Below are 15,825 nucleotides of genomic sequence, written 5' to 3' on the forward strand. Positions count from 1 at the left end.
GGTTTCTCCACATCACCCGCTTTGAGAGGGCGCATTGGCGCATTATATGGGAAAAGATGAGCCAGACCACGCCCCTCTCCCCCGCAGCGCCCCTTTCGGGACGCTTTTCGGTCTCCGCCGGTGCCGCCGCCCGGATTTCGGAGATCATCTCGCAGCAGGCCGATCCGGCGGGGCTTGCCCTGCGCGTGGCGGTTCTGGCCGGGGGATGTAACGGCTTTCAGTATCAGTTCAAGCTCGACACGGATCGCGCCGCCGATGACGTGGTGATCGAGCAGGATGGCGCAACCGTTCTGGTCGACCCGGTGAGTCTCGATCTGCTCGAAGGGGCGCAGCTCGAATTCATCGACAAGCTGATGGGAGCGCATTTCGCCGTCACCAACCCCAACGCCGCCTCGTCATGCGGTTGCGGCACCAGCTTTTCGCTGGCGTGAGACTTTCTCGATGAGCTTCACTTTCGCGAGCTGGAACGTCAATTCCATCCGTCAACGCGAGCGCCATGTTCTGGACTGGCTCGACCGTGTCAAACCCGATCTGCTCTGCCTTCAGGAGCTGAAATGCGAGACTTCTGTCTTTCCGACGAGTTTCGCAGAAGCGGGCTATCATCCGGTCGTGGTGGGGCAAAAGGCCTATAACGGCGTGGCCATGCTGACGCGCGAACCGGCAGAAGTGACCAATCTTAGCCTGCCGGGTTTCGAGAACGACGCCTCACGCTATGTCGAATTGCGCATGAACTGCATGGTGATCGGCAATCTCTATCTGCCCAACGGCAATTCCGGTGGCGCGGCAGGGTTTGAGACCAAGCTGAATTTTCTCGAGGCTCTGGCTGACAGGGCCCGTGCGCTTCTGGAAGCAGAAGAGGATTTTCTTTTCACCGGCGATTTCAATGTCTGCCCGACGTATGAGGATTTCGCCCCCGGTGCCCTGAGCCCGGACGATGCGCTTTTACGGCCAGAAAGCCGTGCAGGCTGGCATCGCCTTCTCTGGCTCGGTCTGACCGATGCCCTGCGCGCGCTTCACCCCACCGGGCGCCATTATACATTCTATGATTACCAGAATGCCGCTTTCCAGCGGAATTCTGGCCTGCGTATCGACCACGCCCTTCTTTCGCCCCGTCTGGCCGAACGCCTCGTTTCCGTCACACCCGATCGCGACGAGCGTGCCAAAGATCAGCCTTCGGATCATATCCCTCTGATCGTGACGCTCGCCTGAGATCGTTGCCGCCCGTGATGCCTCTCAGGGCATCACGGAAAAGTCGCCGAAGCCTCGCTGCGCGGATGGGGAGCAGCGGGCCGAGCCGAGGCTCGGCCCCCCGAAAATCGGGACACCCCATCCCGTAGAATCAGGCCTCAGGAAACACCCTCATCAGAGCCGAAAAACTCGTGATGGATGCGCTCTCTGTTCAGGCCAAGTCGCGTCAGCCCGCCGATCATGTCGCGCTGGAAACCGCGTGGGCCGCAGACGAACACGTGGGTTTCCGGCCCTGTTTGCTGGAACACCCATTCGGCAGAGACGCGGCCCTTGTGACAGGTCATGGAAGAGGCCTCGCCCTGCCCCTCACTGCCGAAAAGATCGATTTTTGCAGTCGATTCTGTAGCAGCAAGCTCTGAAAGGGCGGTTTCGAAAGGCATGGTACGCAGATCGTGATCGCCGTGAACAAGATGCAGGGCACGCCGCTCTCCGGCGGCTCGCGCAGCGAGAAGCATGCTCAGGAAAGGCGTGATACCGATGCCGGCACTGACCAGTATTGCCGGTGCTGCTCCGATCGAGGCCAGGGTGAAATCACCCGCGGGCGGTGTCACATCCAGCACGTCCCCGACATTCAGTCGGTCATGAAACCACCGCGACACCAGCCCCTGCGGATCGCGCTTCACCGAGATGCGATAACCGCGCTCATCCGGTGCGCTCGAGATACTGTAACTCCGACGGGTGTCGATACCGTCCCGATCAAGACGAAAGGTCAGGAACTGGCCCGGCTTGTGAAGCATGACCGGCTTGCTATCGACCGGAACAAGCCAGAAGGACGTGACCGTATCGCTCTCCTGAACACGCCTCTCGACCCTGAAGGTCCGCCAGTCACGCCAGCCGCCCGGAAGCTGAACGTTCCGCATAGACACGGGCTTCACGGGCGATAAGCACATCGGCGAGAAAACGGTAGGCATCGCCCCAGGCATGCATGATTGCCGGTGTTGCCGCCTCCCCCAGAACGGTCTTGATCGCGCCCAGAAGCGCCGCACCGACAACCGGATATTGCTCGGGTTTGACGATGACGGCGACATGACGCTCGACGATGAGATTGAGGGCGGCCTCGAGCTTCTCCGGATGCTCGATGTGACGCGCATAGGCCAGAACCGCGGCGGCGAGTGCATGGGGCTGACGCCCATTTGCCTGATCGGTCTGATTGAACATCGCCGCTATGGCGGGATCGCGCATGAGAGAGGCATACATCGTCTTGGTGATCGTGACCCCATGCGCCTCGAGCGCGGGGATCGTGGCTTTGACGATTGCGGGGGTGCCGGATTCAAGCGGTTGAATCATCGTACGACTCCTAAAAGATGTATAACACGCACATCTTTTAGGCCTGATGCGTGAAAGATGCAAATCTGCTACACCTTTACGCATGCGTCTGACCCTCCACACCGATTACGCTTTGCGCGTGCTGCTCTATCTCGGCCTCAACCCGGATCGGCGCGTCTCGATTCACGAAATCGCAGAGCGATACGGCATTTCGGAAAATCATCTGGTCAAGATCGTTCATCGCCTCGGTCAGGGCGGATTTGTCACCACGATGCGTGGCCGCGGCGGGGGGCTGGTTCTGGCGCGCCCGCCTGCGAGATAGGTCTGGGTGATCTGGTGCGCTTTACCGAGGAGGACATGGCGCTGGTCGCCTGCTTCCAGTCAGGTCAAACCTGCCTGCTGACGGGCGCATGCCGCTTGCAGACTCTCCTCGGAGAGGCGCTGGGCGCCTTCATGGCCGTTCTGGACGCGCAGACACTCGCAGACCTGCTCAAACCACCGGATCTGTCCGCGCTGACAGCGCGGTTTCAATCGGTCGAACCGGATTGAAAGTCAAAAGACCTCCTGCCACGTTTTTACGTCGCCGGGGCAAAAGCTCTTTTCTCTTTCGGCTGGACCTACACTGGCAGACCCTACCTCTGCCCGAGCGTCTTTGTTCGGCTCCAGACGCGCTTGTGTCGCCTGATGGAGCATGATCGCAGCTGATGGCCCCGTTAGCGCGCTACTGCGCCGATATCGCCTAAACGATACCATCGCGATCGGCGCGACCATGACCGGCGATGACATCGGCGATGATCGCCAATGCCTCGCCAAGCTCCGCCCGGCTGTCTGGCGCCCCAAGACAAAGACGCAGCCCCATATCGGCGTCGCGTGAAACCGGAGCAGCATCCGGCGGCGTTACCTCCACACCAGCCCGTAGCAGGCGCGTCGTGACCCGCTCGGCTTCAAGAGCCTGCATGGGTATGAAGCCATGCGGCGAATAAGCCGCTCCGGGAGATAGCATGAGGCCCCCCAATGCGTGCTGCGCCATCTCCCAGCGCGCTGCGGCTTCTGCCTGGATGGCCCGTCCGATCTCATCGATACGGCCATCTGTTACCCATTCCTCGAATATCAGCGCACCAAGAGCGGGCGGGCAATAGCCAAAAGCGCGAATGCCGCGCATCAGCCGCTCGCGCGCCATGCCGGGTGGAAGGGCGAGAAAGGCCACGCGTAATCCGGGCAGATGCCCTTGGACAGACTCACGAGATAGACCGTCCGTTCCGGCGCGAAAGAGGCAATCTGCGGCGGTCTGAGCGAATAGGCGTAATAGGCGTCGTCTTCGAGAATGATCAGGTCGCGCGCGCGCGCGACGGCCGCTATAGCCTGCCGGCGCTGCGCCGACATGGTGCGCGTGGTCGGGTTATGCAGCGTGGGGAGCGTGAAAAGCAGACGACTGCCGGTTTCGACGGCGGCACGGTCGAGTGCCTCGGGAAGGATACCCTCTTCATCCATCGGCAGCCCATGCAGAGACAGCCCGAGATGCTCCGCCGCCATTCTTGCGCCGTAGAAAGTCGATGATTCGCACAGGATCGTGTCGCCCGGCCCGCAGAAAGACGAGAACACCAAGGCAATCGCATGCTGCCCCCCATTGCACTGTAAAATATTGGCCGCATCGATTTCGAGCCCGTAGGCGTTCCCGATCCAGACCGAGGCGGCCTGTCTTACCGGTGCCAGCCCTGCCCCCTGAATATAATGCAGTGCGGGGTCGAGAGCGCCACGCGCCATCAAAGCCGTCAGGGCTTCATTCAGATCCTGCATGAGGGATACGGGCGGTGGCGTGTTGCAACGCAGATCGATCGCCCCGGTCTTTCTCTGCCCCATGCCCACTAGCTGTGGCGCGGCGCGCTCGGTGGTCGGAATGTCTGGCACAGATGACGCGATGTTTTTCACGAATGATCCGCGGCCCACATGGGCAACCAGCAGGCCGCGACGCTCGGCCTCGGTATAGGCGCGAGTCACGCTGCCGACGCTCACACCCAGCCTGAAGGCAAGCTCCCGATGCGGCGGCAGACGCATGCCCGGTGCGAGCGCGCCGCTCCTGATATCGCCAGCGATAGCCTGAACGAGACGCTCATAGAGCGGCGCCGGACCGGATTTCAGCTCAGGGTGCCACATTGAAGCAATCCTTACCCGCATTGTCATGAGACATTAAACTTATTGCTCTTTTTATTGCCTTGATCGAGATAATACAATCGAATCGATTCGAGGATAATGTACTAATACAATAGAGGAAATCATGTGTTATTCTCGCACAGGCCCTGCGTACGCCTCCTCTCTCTTAGCTGGAGGAAAGCCTCGCGATGGCATGATCAGGCTTTCGGTGTTCTGTTGAGCCTGAGCATGGTGGGACATGCCACGTCGTGTCACGCCCAGACCAGGCAAGAGACGCAGGAGCGCGCACCATCCGATAAAGAAGCCTCAAACGGGCTGGCGCTGGATAATGACGACGCGATTGACAGTCTCGAAGTGACCTACGACCCCGGAGAGCTGACCGATAAGGCGCAGGTGCGGCGCCTTCTGGACCGTCTGGATCGCGCAGCCCTGAATGTCTGTGGGGAAGAGGACGGCATTTCGCTCCCGGTCCGGCTGGCCATTGAGCGGTCCGACTGTCATCGGGACAGCCTTCGCCGTAGCGTGACTGCCATTCATCATCCACTTCTGACACAGCTTGCTGAAGAGTCTCTTCGACAGCTTCCCGCTTCCGCCACGCTCAGCACCAAGGAGCCATCAAGATGAAACTGCATTTTCAGCAGGTCGATGTTTTCTCGACCGAGCCTTCAAGGGCAACCCCCTCGCAGTCGTTACAGGGGCGGATTCCCTGACCGATGCGCAGATGGCCGCCATCGCCAACTGGACCAATCTGAGCGAGACGAGTTTCCTGCTCAAGCCCAGCTCATCCGAGGCCGATTATCGCGTGCGCATCTTCACCCCGCATAGCGAACTGCCTTTCGCCGGGCATCCCACGCTCGGCAGCGCCCATGTCTGGCAAACGCTCTCTCACACCTCGGAAAAAGGGCCGGAGAAGGATCTGATCGTGCAGGAATGCGCGGCGGGTCTCGTGCCGATCCGCAAACTGGCAGGGGGACTGGCTTTCGCCGCCCCGCCCCGGCGGCGCTGCGGGCCTGCCAGCGAGGCAGAGCGCAAGCGGGCACTTCAGGCGCTGCGGCTCAACGCCGATGATGTGCTCGACATTCAATGGGCCGATAATGGCCCGGGCTGGCTCGTTCTGCATCTGACCGATAGGGAGGCGGTGCTTGCCATCCAGCCGGACTGGGCGGCGCTGGTGGGTCAGAAACTCGGCGTCGTCGGGAAGTGGGAGAAGGAGCCTGCTGCATCCGGAGCCTACTTCGAGGTGCGAGCCCTGGTTGGGGAAAACCCCGGCTATGAAGACCCCGTAACGGGCAGTCTCAATGCCTCCATCGCTCAGTGGCTGATCGAGAGCGGCAAAGCCCCGGAACGCTATACCGCATTCCAGGGAACGGCTCTGGGCCGCGCCGGACGTGTCTCGATAGAGAAACAGGGCGATGACATATGGGTGGGCGGCGCTGTCGTCACGCGTATCAACGGCACAATCGTCCTCTGAGGCTGTAACGCAACCTTCCGACGTTCGAAACGGTCTAACCCGGCGATCGCTTCCGAAAGCCATTCGGCAGAAATCAGGCGGCTTTCCGAGCGGTGCCGGATCGTGTCCGCCCCTCGAATGACATTGCAACGTTGGCTGACGCAGGTTGTGAAATGGTCCCACCAGGAGGCGCGACCGCGTGACCAGCGTGCTATCGGCATTCAGCTGGAAGAGGCGTGAGGGAATCCAGCTTACCGGACAAGACGTAATCTCCAAAATCGATCAGGAGATGGTCCTCGACGCCATTGGTCCAGAGCACGTCGCTATAGGCCGAATCAGGCAATAGCGCCCCGCTGCCTGCCCCGAAACTTGCGATGGAAACCGGCACGGCCTCTCGCCCGCTCAGCAACGGGCTGGAAAGGCTGGCCTTATGAGGGGCGAAGCTGCCGAGCGTGGCATAGGTTGGAATGCTGCCCGTATCCGAACTGCCATCGAACAGATCGAGGGCGAGATGCAAATTCTTTTTCCGTGCTGCGGCCAGCAGGGCCATCGTCTGCTGGATTGGGAACACCGTCTGGGCCGGTAGGGTGATGTTGCGCCCCTCGGGCTTTGTGTACCGCACCAGGATCTGCCCGTGACGCTGCCTTGTCGCGTCACCCGCAGTCTCGCTCGTTACCTGACCATCCTGAGTTTGAATGGTGCGAAACACGAAGTGATGCGTGTTCTTGTCCTCCAGCGTGGCCGACTGAAACCTGACAGTGCTCGAACTGCCATCGCCGCTGACAATCTCGATATCGAGTTTCTGGCTGACGGACCAGGCAGTGCACAGATCACGCAGCTGATAGGTAGCAGTGCCGCCCGCCCCTGCCAGCGCGCCTGCCTTGAGGCGCGACAAAGCCAGGGTATAGACGGCCTTATGGGGCTGCAGACCCTCTGCCAGAGCAAAAGGCGCCAGGGCAAGAAGCCCGGCAGGAACCCCAAACAGGAACCATTTCACGCGTCACCGCCTTTCCGGCTCAGTCCTTCTGGGCGCTTGCCGCGGGCTGAACGGTTGCCTTGGGCTTGGGCGGCAGAATGGCCAGCGAGAGTTCCTTCAGACGGACAGGCTCGACCGGGGCCGGGGCTTCCATCATCAGATCTTCGCCGCTCTGGTTGAGCGGGAAGAGAATGACCTCACGAATATTCGGCTCATCGGCCAGCAGCATCACGATACGGTCCACGCCCGGGGCCGAACCGCCATGCGGCGGCGCGCCATAACGGAAGGCATTGAGCATGCCGCCGAAACGGGCCTCGACCACGTCTTCGCCATAGCCTGCAATGGCGAAGGCGCGGATCATGACTTCAGGCAGATGGTTGCGGATCGCACCCGAGGACAGCTCGATGCCGTTGCAGACGATATCGTACTGATAGGCCTTGATAGTCAGCGGGTCCTGCGAGTTCAGGGCCTCAAGCCCGCCCTGCGGCATGGAGAACGGGTTATGCGAGAAATCGACCTGGCCCGTTTCTTCATTACGCTCGAACATCGGGAAATCAACGATCCAGCAGAAACGGAAGGCATCCTGCTCGATCAGATCGAGTTCCTGCGCGATGCGCGTGCGCACCTGACCCGAGAACTTAGCCACCGCATCGCCTTCGCCAGCGGCAAAGAACACGGCGTCGCCCGCCTTCAGGCCGCACGCCTCGCGAATGGCCTCGACGCGATCGGCTTCGAGATTCTTGGCAATCGGGCCCTTGCCACCGTCTTCTTCGAAAATGATGTAGCCCAGACCGCCAGCCCCGGCGTCACGCGCCCAGCTATTGAGCTTGTCGAAGAAGCCACGCGGGCGTGTACCGGCACCGGGCGCCGGAATAGCGCGCACTTCGCCGCCATTGGCGGCAATACGGGCAAACAGGCCAAAGCCCGAATTGGCAAAGGCTTCGGTGACCGTGCTGATCAGAAGCGGGTTGCGCAGATCGGGCTTGTCGGAGCCGTACAGACGCATCGCCTCGTCATAAGGAATACGCTGGAACGGCGCCGTATCGACCTTGCGACCCTTGCCGAATTCGGCAAACAGCCCGCTCAGCACGTCTTCGAGCACGGCAAACACGTCTTCCTGCGTTGCGAACGCCATTTCGAAATCGAGCTGATAGAACTCACCGGGGCTACGATCAGCGCGGGAGGCCTCGTCGCGGAAGCAGGGCGCGATCTGGAAGTAGCGGTCGAAACCGGCCACCATAGCGAGCTGCTTGAACTGCTGCGGAGCCTGCGGCAAGGCGTAGAACTTGCCGGGGTGCAGGCGTGCAGGAACGAGGAAGTCACGCGCGCCTTCAGGCGAAGACGCAGTAAGGATAGCGTCTGGAATTCGGTGAAGCCATGACCGATCATGCGCGAACGCATGGAAGCGATAACGGCCGAGCGCAGGCGGATATTGGCGGCCATCTTCTCACGACGCAGGTCGAGATAGCGGTATTTGAGACGCAGATCCTCGGGGTAGTTCTCGCTGCCTGCCACCTGAAAAGGCAGCACGGCGGCGTGCGAACGCACTTCGATTTCGCGGGCGCGCAGCTCGATGGCACCTGTAGGCAGATGCGGGTTACGCTGGCCTTCTTCACGCGCGACCACGTCGCCCGTGACCGTGATCACGCTCTCGACGCGCAGACGCTCGACAATATCGAGCAGATCGGTGCCCGAGGGGATGACGATCTGCGTCATGCCTGTCTGATCGCGCAGGTCGATAAAGAGAAGCCCACCATGATCGCGCTTGCTGTGAACCCAGCCTGACAGACGGACGGTCTGACCGGCGTCGCTTTCGCGCAGGGCGCTACAGCTATGCGTGCGATAAAGATGCATGGGCGTCTTCCTGATTCGTAACCTCGGGGGTGCAGGGGGCGAACCCCTGCCAATGGAGCGCAGGAAGCCGCTCCACCCCTCCCCTGTCAAGCATCGTCGAAGGTCAGAGCGGCTTCACCCATCTCTTTTGGTCGCCCTGCTGTCGCCAGACCGACGATTTTGCCCTTTTCATCGACATAGCGCGCTGTGAAGTCGAAACGAGACGCCTCTCCATCGATCTCTACATGATCGAAGCCACGCGGCCAGCCGAGATATTCGATCTTGCGATCATATTGCTGCGTCCAGAACCATGGGGTCGCCAGCGTACCACCGGGCAGACCGAGCATAGTGCGTGCCGCGATACGCGCCTGACACTGGGCCGTGCGCCAGTGTTCGATACGATATTGCGCGCCTTCATGCGTCACGCTGGCGATATCACCAGCTGCGTAGATATGGGGTGCCACACGCATGGCCTGATCGACCTCTATCCCGCCATTATCACCAAGTGCGTGGGAGGGAAGATAATCGAGCACCGGCTGTGCGCCGACACCGACGATCACCAGATCGGCCGTGATCCGGCTGTCATCGTCGAGGGTGACGGATTCGACATGCTCCTTGCCGTTGATCGTCTTCACGCCGCAAAAGGGAATGAACGCCACGCCCTTGCCTTCATGCAGACTGCGCATTTCAGTGCCGATCTCTCGGCCGAGCTGGTTCTGGAAAGGCAGCTCGCTTCTGGACAGAACGGTCACGCCAGCCCCCCGCTTGCGCAGCGCAGCGGCGGCCTCCATGCCGATAAAGCCCGATCCGATGACCACGACCGTCGTATTTTCGGTCACCTTCGCTGCGATCTCGCGCACATCATGCGCGCTGCGCAGGCTGTGGACACCAGAAAGACCGATACCGGGCATATCGAGAGATTTCGCGCGTGACCCGCTCGCCAGGAGCACATGGTCGGGCGTCAGGGTGTCTCCCTGCTCAAGGCTAATCGTGCGCGTTTCGGTGTCGAGCTTGACCACACGGTCCATCACACGCTCGACGCGCTGCTCGATATACCAGGATTCCGGGCGCAGCGGAGGGGGCGCGGCTTCGGGCTCCGGGTTGGCAAGGGTCATCTTGCTGAGTGCCGTGCGGTCATAAGGCAGATCTTCCTCAGGGCTGATCAGCAGAATACGTCCGGCATAGCCTTCTTCGCGCAAGGTCGCTGTCGCGGCGATGGCTGCGGCACCGGCGCCAATGATCGCCACGACCTCATGCTCACGCATTGGGGCAGGCGCCTCACGTTTGATGGCCACCTTGCCAACCAGAACGCGCCCGTCATGGAGTTCAACCGGATAGCGAGCGAGCGGATCAAGTGCGGGGGGCTCGATCAGCCTGCCTGTTTCGGCAGAAAAACTCGCCTTGTGCCACGGACAGACAAGCTGCACGTCGCCCTGGCGCGATTTGCAGGCGACACCCAGCTCCATCGGCGCGCCTTATGGGGGCATTTCCCATCGAAAGCGCGCACCTCGTCGCCCGCACGATACAGAACCAGCGCCTTGTCACCGATGCTTACGGGCGTGATCACGCCGTCTTCCAGCTCGTTCAGCGAGAGGACGTCCGTCCAGTCCATCAATTCAGCGCTCATCTACCCGTCCGTTCACTCAAAATTTGCACTTTGTCATTGAATGCAACGTGAGGGATGCGCCGGGGTTGAGGGCTGACCTGTCTTTTCCCCCATGAATCCCGAGCGCCGTCGTTGCATCGAAGGAAAGAGACGGTCGAATGACCCGTTACTGTCAGGCGACACCAATCCCCTGCTTCAGGAGCCACTCATGCACCTTACTGTTGGTGCGACCGAAGGAGAGCGGCGTCACGCTTACATGATTGGCCGCGATGGCCGCCGTCTCCGTGCCCTCCTCATCGCCCGCATGATCGCGCCTGAGATGCAGCCAGTGATAGGCAAGACGGCGCATGTCATCGCGCGTCACCACCTCGATATCACGCAGAAAACCGCGCCCCTGTGTGGTGGTTTTCAATGGTTTTGCCTCTTCCGGCGTGCAGGCCGGAAAATTGACATTGAGACAGGCCTGCTCCGGCAGGGGCTGACGCGCGAGGGTCGCTATGACCTCAGGGGCGAGCGCTCGGGCCGTTTCCCAAGGCACTTGTTTTCCGTTACCAAAGGTCTGGCTGAGCGCGATGGCGGGCAGGCCGAGCAGCATGGCCGTCATGGCAGCGCCGACTGTGCCGGAAAACACGGTTTCCACTCCCAAATTCGCACCACGGTTGATCCCCGAGAGAACCAGAGTGGGCAGGGCGTCGCGCAAGATATGGCGCGTGGCGATGGCGACGCAATCGCCCGGCGTGCCGGTGACGGCAAAACGTCGGGGGCCCTGCTGATGAACGCGTAGCGGATCGTGCAGGCTAAGCGCGTGGGAAATACCGCTCTGATCCTGAGAGGGGGCCACAACCCACACATCGTCGCTGAGTTGCGACGCGACCTCTTGCAGGACGGCAAGACCCGGCGCGTCAATGCCATCATCATTAGTCAACAACACACGCTGGAACAGGGACCCGGTCATTCAGAAAACTCCTTCATCCCACAATAAAAAAGGCTGTGGGGCATAAAAGAAAACCCGGCACAAAGGCCGGGTTCTCTCAATCAGCCATCACAAGGACGGCACACACAACATCGACGCAGCCAGCCGATCAGAAGGAGTCGTCGCCCCAGCCGCCGCCACCGTCACCGCCGCCACCGCCCCAGTCGCCAGCGTCATAGCTTTGACCTGCATCCTGACCGCCGCCCGCAAACGGGTCGTTACCGGCAGCATCGCCGTAATTATTGTTGATGATGGTCTCACCACCACCGAAGCCACCGGCGCCCGTATCGTGATGACCGGAAAACAGCCCTTCGATCGCGTTAGCGGCAAGCATACCGCCCGCAACACCCGTTGCAGTCGTCAGGGCCGAACCAAGGAAACCCGTACCACGCTGCTGGAACATGCCGGGCGCGTAGCCGGGCGGCAGATTGGCCTGCGGCGGCGGGGCATAACCCTGGCCATATCCCTGCTGCGGCTGCGCACCCCAGCCAGGCGGCGGACCAGCCTGCTGCTGGCGGTTGGCACCGCCGCCGAACAACCCACCGAACAGGCCGCCGCCGCCCTGCGGGCGCTGCTGTTGCGCCTGCTGGAGCTGCGACTGGGCCTGCTGGAGCTGAAATTCGAGCTGGCGGATGCGGTTTTGCGCCTCGGCCAGCGCCACTTCCTGCACGACAGCCATCTGTGTCACGCGATAGCGGGCTTCGGGATATTTCTGGAAATTGTCGGAAATCCAGCGATCCGCCTCAGGATCGACCGGGGGCAGATTGGCCGGGGCCTGAGAGCCGCCGAACCCGCTGTTAGGCGCGCCACCGACACGGGCGACGAACTGCGAAATAAGATCACGCTCTTGCTGGTTCATGGGGATGACTCTCCATCCGGTCAAAATGAATACGCCCTATAATGTGGTCGGAGGCCGAAAGAGTTGCAAGTGGTCCGTCTTTCAGGTCGTCAAATCCCGGTTCACACGACCCGGGGGTTCATTATCCGGAGCGCCACGCCCCGTCGGAAACGGTGAGCGCTTGATTGCAGCCGCTCAATGCTGTGAGGTGCTCTGGAGCTGCGCTCCTAGTCGCTTTACAAGCCCTCCTGATGACAGGAGTTCATGGACGATGATCGACATACAGCCATTGGCGATATTGCGCGAAATCCATCGTACCGGCAGCCTGACCCTGGCCGCCGAGCAGCTTTGCCTGACGCAATCGGCCGTCAGCCATGCCATTCGCCGGTTCGAGGGCCGTCACAACGTCAAACTGCTCGAGCGTGAAGGACACAAGCTCCGTTTCACGCTGGCCGGGGAGTATCTTCTAGGCCTTGCACAGCGTGTGCTGCCGCAGCTCGAACATGGTGCAGGCGTGCTCGAGGATTATGCGCGCGGCCGTCGTGGGTCGATCCGTATCGGAATGGAATGTCACCCCTGTCAGGACTGGCTGATGCAGGTGTCGATCCCTTTCTCGCAGCCTGGCCCGACGTGGAGCTGGACGTCACCACAGCCTTCCAGTTCGGGGGGCTGAGCGCGCTTCTGGGACATGAGATCGATATTCTCGTCACCCCCGATCCGACCGAACGTGCCGAACTCGAATTCACGCCCGTCTTCGATTACGAACTGGTGCTGGCTGTGGCCGAAACCCATCCTCTGGCCCGGAAACATCATATCGAGCCGAAGGATCTCATGACCGAGACACTGATCACCTATCCTGTCTCACGCGAGCGGCTTGATATCTATACGCGGTTTCTCGTCCCCGCCCACGCCCTGCCGCGCCGACACCGCACCGTGGAAACCACCGACCTCATGCTGCGCCTTGTCGCCTCGGGACGCGCCGTCAGCGCCACGCCTGACTGGCTGTTGCGCAAGGTGAAAGGCGTTAAAGGGGTAAGGATCGGAGACGGCATTCTGAAATCCATCCATCTCGGCCATCGTGCGGGCACAGCCCCACCTTATCTGGACGGATTCATCAACCTCGCTGCCGGCGTCGAGATCTGACTTTACCGCGTCATGCGGCTATCCTGAGGCTGAATTTCCTGTTCATCAAAAATGGGGCCGAACGACCGCTCGCAATGGCCGCCCGCAAAGGCACCTCCATAACATGACAGATAGTCATGTTATAACGATTTATTATCATTTGTTTTCATGTTTGTTCCTGCAGGATAACCGGGGCTCGCTCGCTCCGCGCGGCGGTATGAAGAACGTGGCGCGGGAAACAGGATCCAGAAGAGGATGCCCGCCCAACATGACCCATGATTTTGCCTTCACGGTCAAAAGCCTGCGCTTTGACGAGACTTATGCCCCTGCCCCCGGCACAAGGCTGACGACCAATTTCGCCAATCTCGCGAGAGGCGAATTCCGTCAGGAAAATCTGCGTGCAGCCCTGAGCATGATCGACCAGCGTTTCAACGATCTTGCACGATGGGATAATGCGGAGGGCACGCGCTATGGCCTCGCGCTCGATATCATTTCCATAGAGATGGCTATCGCGGGTTCCGGCGAGCGCTTCCCGGCCATTGAACTTCTGCAGACCAGCATCCTCGACCACGCCACCGGCAGGCGGCTTGACGGTATCGTGGGCAATAATTTCTCGTCCTATGTGCGCGATTACGATTTCAGTGTACTCCTCCCCGAGCATAATCGCGGGCGTGACGGCTTTTCCGTACCAGATGATTTCGGCGTGCTGCATGGCAGGATCTTTCAGGCGTTCGTCGCCTCCGAGAGTTATGCCAGCCGCTTCACGAAACGCCCCGTGATCTGCCTGAGCGTGTCGGAAAACAAGATCTATACCCGCACCATCAATCAGCACCCCGTGCTGGGCGTCGAATACGCGCCCAACGCGACCTCGCTGACCGAGCGCTATTTCGGCAAAATGGGCCTGCAGGTGCGGTACTTCATGCCGCGCGGCGCCAAGGCACCTCTGGCCTTTTATTTCTTTGGCGATCTGCTGAACGACTATACCCCGCTCGAACTGATCAGCACGATCAGCACGATGGAGACATTCCAGCGCATCTATCGCCCGGAAATCTACAACGCGAATTCTGCCGCTGCCGCGCGCTACCAGCCCAGCCTCAAACAGAGCGATTTTTCGAATACCCGCGTTGTTTACGACCGCGAAGAACGCACACGCCTCGCGATCGAGCAGGGAAAATTCGCGGGCGAGCATTTCATCGCACCTCACAGATCCCTTCTTGACCAGTGGGCGAGTCGGCAAGCCGCCTGAACGACTCCCCGCCATCCGCTTCGACGTCCCGACCCGATTCATCTGGAAAACCACGCCTCATGACCAAGCTTCTCCCGACCGCTACCGCTGGCAGCCTGCCCAAACCTTCCTGGCTCGCTGAACCGGAAAAACTCTGGTCTCCCTGGAAAATGGAAGGGGAGGCACTTGCTGAAGCCAGGCAGGACGCATTACGCGTGTCCCTTCTCGAACAGCAGGTCGCCAGAATCGATATCGTCAGCGATGGCGAGCAAACACGCCAACATTTCGTGACGACCTTTATCGAGCATCTTGCTGGCGTGGATTTCGAAAAGCGCGAGACGGTCACGATCCGCAATCGCTATGAGGCCAGCGTACCAACCGTCGTCAGTGCCGTCGCACGCGAGAAACCTGTTTTTGTCGAAGACGCCAAATTCCTGCGTAAACAGACGAAAGCCCCGATCAAATGGGCGCTCCCCGGCCCGATGACGATGATCGATACGCTGTACGATGCCCATTACAAAAGCCGTGAGAAACTGGCCTGGGAATTTGCTGCCATTCTCAACGCAGAAGCGAAAGAACTGGAAGAGGCGGGTGTCGATATCATCCAGTTCGACGAACCCGCGTTCAATGTGTTCTTCGACGAGGTAAATGACTGGGGCATTGCCACGCTGGAACGCGCCATCGAGGGGCTCAAATGCCAGACCGCCGTGCATATCTGCTACGGCTACGGCATCAAGGCCAATACAGACTGGAAGAAGACGCTCGGCCATGAGTGGCGTCAGTATGAGCGCATTTTCCCGAAGCTTCAAACCTCAGCGATCGATCTGGTCTCGCTCGAATGCCAGAACTCGCATGTGCCGATGGAACTGATCGAGCTGCTACGCGGCAAGAAGGTGATGGTCGGCGCCATCGATGTGGCCAGCAACCGGATCGAGACGCCGGAAGAGGTCGCAGAGACGCTCCGCAAGGCGCTGCGTTATGTCGATGTCGAGAATCTCTGCCCCTGCACCAATTGCGGCATGGCACCGCTGTCGCGCAACGTGGCCAGAGGCAAACTCGAAGCGCTGGCAGCCGGCGCCGAGATCTTACGCAAGGAGCTTGTCTGCGACTGAAGACGCCACGTCAGGCGAAAAGACG

Annotated in this window: 17 protein-coding genes and 2 pseudogenes; 9 read left to right on the forward strand and 10 right to left on the reverse strand. The window is 60.6% G+C overall.

The window, feature by feature from the left end; translation table 11 throughout:
- The first annotated feature begins 56 nt into the window (after window positions 1-56).
- Together JCM25414_RS07030 and xth are read left to right on the forward strand one after the other, a co-directional pair.
- A complete protein-coding gene (locus JCM25414_RS07030; protein WP_025841167.1) occupies window positions 57-431 on the forward strand; it encodes a HesB/IscA family protein in 375 nt (124 codons plus the stop codon).
- 10 nt (window positions 432-441) lie between these two features.
- Window positions 442-1,209, forward strand: a complete 768-nt coding sequence (gene xth, locus JCM25414_RS07035) for an exodeoxyribonuclease III (RefSeq protein WP_025841168.1) — start codon at window positions 442-444, stop codon at window positions 1,207-1,209.
- Window positions 1,210-1,346: 137 nt separating this feature from the next.
- On the opposite strand, the gene JCM25414_RS24755 is transcribed toward xth, so the two are convergent.
- Together JCM25414_RS24755 and JCM25414_RS24760 are read right to left on the reverse strand one after the other, a co-directional pair.
- Entirely contained in the window at window positions 1,347-2,108 is a 762-nt protein-coding gene (locus tag JCM25414_RS24755) for an FAD-binding oxidoreductase (protein WP_242403429.1), read from the reverse strand.
- A complete protein-coding gene (locus JCM25414_RS24760) occupies window positions 2,074-2,535 on the reverse strand; it encodes a globin domain-containing protein (RefSeq protein ID WP_242403416.1) in 462 nt (153 codons plus the stop codon). Before JCM25414_RS24760 ends, JCM25414_RS24755 begins: the two co-directional genes overlap by 35 nt.
- 82 nt (window positions 2,536-2,617) lie before the next feature.
- Between JCM25414_RS24760 and JCM25414_RS18060 the strand changes: the two are divergent.
- Window positions 2,618-3,063: pseudogene (locus JCM25414_RS18060) on the forward strand (RrF2 family transcriptional regulator).
- Window positions 3,064-3,253: 190 nt separating this feature from the next.
- Here the strand turns inward: JCM25414_RS18060 and JCM25414_RS24765 are convergent.
- Window positions 3,254-3,721 (reverse strand): hypothetical protein, encoded by a 468-nt coding sequence (locus tag JCM25414_RS24765; RefSeq protein WP_242403417.1) that lies wholly within the window; start codon window positions 3,719-3,721, stop codon window positions 3,254-3,256.
- The gene (locus JCM25414_RS18065; RefSeq protein WP_242403418.1) at window positions 3,676-4,668 is read right to left on the reverse strand and encodes an aminotransferase-like domain-containing protein; all 993 of its coding nucleotides are present in this window, start codon (window positions 4,666-4,668) and stop codon (window positions 3,676-3,678) included. The genes JCM25414_RS24765 and JCM25414_RS18065 overlap by 46 nt, the downstream gene beginning before the upstream one ends.
- Before the next feature lie 213 nt (window positions 4,669-4,881).
- Between JCM25414_RS18065 and JCM25414_RS07055 the strand changes: the two genes are divergently transcribed.
- Both JCM25414_RS07055 and JCM25414_RS18070 read left to right on the forward strand, forming a co-directional pair.
- The gene (locus JCM25414_RS07055; protein WP_159101724.1) at window positions 4,882-5,289 is read left to right on the forward strand and encodes a UrcA family protein; all 408 of its coding nucleotides are present in this window, start codon (window positions 4,882-4,884) and stop codon (window positions 5,287-5,289) included.
- Between the two features lie 82 nt (window positions 5,290-5,371).
- Window positions 5,372-6,136, forward strand: coding sequence for a PhzF family phenazine biosynthesis protein (locus tag JCM25414_RS18070; RefSeq protein ID WP_369346018.1), 765 nt, complete (start codon window positions 5,372-5,374; stop codon window positions 6,134-6,136).
- A gap of 190 nt (window positions 6,137-6,326) precedes the next feature.
- Here JCM25414_RS18070 and JCM25414_RS07065 read toward each other — a convergent pair whose 3' ends face one another.
- The 6 genes and pseudogenes from JCM25414_RS07065 to JCM25414_RS07085 all read right to left on the reverse strand — a co-directional run bounded on the left by JCM25414_RS07065 (window position 6,327) and on the right by JCM25414_RS07085 (window position 12,362).
- Window positions 6,327-7,112 carry an EipB family protein gene (locus JCM25414_RS07065; RefSeq protein ID WP_025841170.1) on the reverse strand — a complete coding sequence of 262 codons (786 nt, stop codon included), beginning with the start codon at window positions 7,110-7,112 and terminating at the stop codon, window positions 6,327-6,329.
- Between the two features lie 19 nt (window positions 7,113-7,131).
- A pseudogene (gene aspS, locus JCM25414_RS18075) lies at window positions 7,132-8,945 on the reverse strand (aspartate--tRNA ligase).
- A gap of 86 nt (window positions 8,946-9,031) precedes the next feature.
- Window positions 9,032-10,390 (reverse strand): FAD-dependent oxidoreductase, encoded by a 1,359-nt coding sequence (locus tag JCM25414_RS18080; RefSeq protein ID WP_051535744.1) that lies wholly within the window; start codon window positions 10,388-10,390, stop codon window positions 9,032-9,034.
- Entirely contained in the window at window positions 10,294-10,551 is a 258-nt protein-coding gene (locus tag JCM25414_RS26535) for a Rieske (2Fe-2S) protein (RefSeq protein WP_081775828.1), read from the reverse strand. The genes JCM25414_RS18080 and JCM25414_RS26535 overlap by 97 nt, the downstream gene beginning before the upstream one ends.
- Window positions 10,552-10,702: 151 nt before the next feature.
- Window positions 10,703-11,485, reverse strand: a complete 783-nt coding sequence (gene surE, locus JCM25414_RS07080) for a 5'/3'-nucleotidase SurE (protein WP_025841171.1) — start codon at window positions 11,483-11,485, stop codon at window positions 10,703-10,705.
- A 127-nt stretch (window positions 11,486-11,612) separates the two neighbouring features.
- Window positions 11,613-12,362, reverse strand: a complete 750-nt coding sequence (locus JCM25414_RS07085; protein ID WP_025841172.1) for a DUF2076 domain-containing protein — start codon at window positions 12,360-12,362, stop codon at window positions 11,613-11,615.
- A 250-nt stretch (window positions 12,363-12,612) separates the two neighbouring features.
- Here JCM25414_RS07085 and JCM25414_RS24770 point away from each other — a divergent pair, with 250 nt between their 5' ends.
- The 4 genes from JCM25414_RS24770 (at window position 12,613) to JCM25414_RS07100 (ending at window position 15,800) form a co-directional block, all read left to right on the forward strand.
- Complete coding sequence (locus tag JCM25414_RS24770; RefSeq protein ID WP_242403419.1) at window positions 12,613-13,014, forward strand: LysR family transcriptional regulator; 402 nt, start codon at window positions 12,613-12,615, stop codon at window positions 13,012-13,014.
- The gene (locus tag JCM25414_RS24775; protein ID WP_242403420.1) at window positions 12,972-13,484 is read left to right on the forward strand and encodes a LysR substrate-binding domain-containing protein; all 513 of its coding nucleotides are present in this window, start codon (window positions 12,972-12,974) and stop codon (window positions 13,482-13,484) included. The genes JCM25414_RS24770 and JCM25414_RS24775 overlap by 43 nt, the downstream gene beginning before the upstream one ends.
- 247 nt (window positions 13,485-13,731) lie before the next feature.
- Window positions 13,732-14,709, forward strand: a complete 978-nt coding sequence (locus JCM25414_RS07095; protein ID WP_025841173.1) for a putative oxygenase MesX — start codon at window positions 13,732-13,734, stop codon at window positions 14,707-14,709.
- Between the two features lie 59 nt (window positions 14,710-14,768).
- On the forward strand, window positions 14,769-15,800 hold the full coding sequence (locus JCM25414_RS07100) for a methionine synthase (protein ID WP_025841174.1): 1,032 nt from the start codon (window positions 14,769-14,771) through the stop codon (window positions 15,798-15,800).
- Window positions 15,801-15,825 lie beyond the last annotated feature (25 nt).

It is taken from the genome of Asaia platycodi JCM 25414 (genome assembly GCF_000614545.1).
In the GTDB taxonomy this organism is placed as follows: Bacteria; Pseudomonadota; Alphaproteobacteria; order Acetobacterales; family Acetobacteraceae; genus Asaia; species Asaia platycodi.